The following is a 1,707-nucleotide window of genomic DNA, read 5'->3' as shown; positions in this document are numbered from 1 at the left end:
CGGGCGGTCGCCGGGCCGAACCAGCGGTGCAGTGCGGTGCTCACGCCGTGGTGGCTGCCGGGGGCGACCCAGGCGACATGGCCGTCCGGGCGCAGCAGGACGGCACTGGTGCCGGCCAGCGGGCTGTCGTCGGGCAGGGCATCGGGGGTGGCGGTCACGATGTCGACGCGGGCGCGCCAGCCGTCGGCGCGGCGGCGCAGTACGGCGTTGTCGGCGAGGTCGAGCAGCACGCCGCGGCCGGTCCGCAGCAGCTCGGTGCTGCTGGTGGTCCGAGTGCCGACGGCCAGGGGCAGGTGGGGCATGCGGCGGCCGAGGAGCGGGTGGGTGCCGGGGCCGACGTCGTAGTGGATGTCCAGGCCGCTGACCTTGGCGGCGAGGTGCCGTGCCACCTCGGGGTACGGGATGAGCTTGGAGAGCACGTCGCGCAGCGGCTGCACCTCGGCGCCGCCGAGGACGAGCAGGCTCTGGGCCTGGGTGTTGGCCAGCATTCGGCGGCCGACCTCGTGGCGTTCGGAGTGGTAGGTGTCGAGCAGTGACGCGGGAGCGTCGCCCTTGAGGACGGCGGCCAGCTTCCAGCCGAGGTTGAAGGAGTCCTGGACGCTGGTGTTCATGCCCTGTCCGCCTGCGGGCAGGTGCACGTGCGCGGCGTCCCCGGCGAGCAGGACGCGTCCGCGACGGTACTCCGTCACCTGGCGGGTGGCGTCGCCGAACGCGCTGACCCAGACGGGTTCGGCGTGCGAGATGTCGATCCCGGTGAGCCGCTTCCAGTGATCGGCGACCTCCGCGAAGGCGGGCGGGGCGGTGCGCCGCTGCGTGGGGATGCCGCGCTCGCCGACGATGATCCGGTGGATTCCGCCGGGGAGCTTGGCGACCATCACGAAGCCGCCGCCGACCTGCTGGCCCGTCATGCGGGGCTCCAGGTCGACGCCTCGGATGTCGGCGAGCAGCATCTCCGTGGTCGCGGCGGTGCCGGGGAAGTCGAATCTAGCCGTCTTGCGCACGGTACTGCGGCCGCCGTCGCAACCGACGAGATAACGGGTCTCGATCTCCTCCTCGCCGGCTGCGCCGCGCACCCGTACGGTGACCGACTCCCCACTTTCGCGTAAGGAGAGGAAGGTGTGCCCGCGGCGGATGTCAGCGCCGAGTTCGGTCGCCCAGGACTCCAGGGCCGCCTCAGTGACCGACTGAGGTACGGTGCGGGCCGCCTGGTGGGCGGCGCCGAGCACCCCGATGTCGAGGGGCAGGCCGCCGAAGTGGCCCATGTCGCTCGTCTCGTACGTACCGAGGCGGCGCAGCAGCCCGCGTTGGTCGAATATCTCCATGGTGCGGGTGGCCAGACCTACTCCCCGGGATTCTCCGGTGCACTGTGGCAGGATTTCCAGCACCGTCACGTCAATTCCCGCGAGACGCAGTTCCCCGGCGAGCATGAGCCCTGCGGGCCCGGCTCCGACAACGACCACCGAAGTGTCCATGCTTATCCCCTGACGTACCCGCGACGGAAATAAATACAACGTCTGCCATCATCATTCCGGAGACTCTGAAACCGGTTCAAGCGGCTCCGCTCCAGAGGAATCACAAGAAATGTCAGGCGAATGAAAAGTCCGCTGACATCGAGGCGGCCGCACGCGCCGCGAAAAAGTCACGCGGCGCGGCGCCAGCTCCGCGGGCCGCCGAAGCCGGTCGCGCGTTCCAGCCGTCGCCAGCGGG

The 1,707-nt window shown here is 70.6% G+C and carries 1 protein-coding gene; it reads right to left on the bottom strand.

What is annotated here, in order from left to right; all coding sequences use genetic code 11:
* On the bottom strand, positions 1–1,472 hold a 1,472-nt coding region (locus ACVNF4_RS35710), incomplete at its 3' end, for an FAD-dependent monooxygenase (protein ID WP_461806994.1).
* Between the last annotated feature and the right edge of the window lie 235 nt (positions 1,473–1,707).

Source organism: Streptomyces sp. S6 (assembly GCF_054880855.1).
The sequence above is the reverse complement of the archived record's forward strand: the minus strand, read 5'-3'. Positions and strand labels throughout refer to the sequence as shown.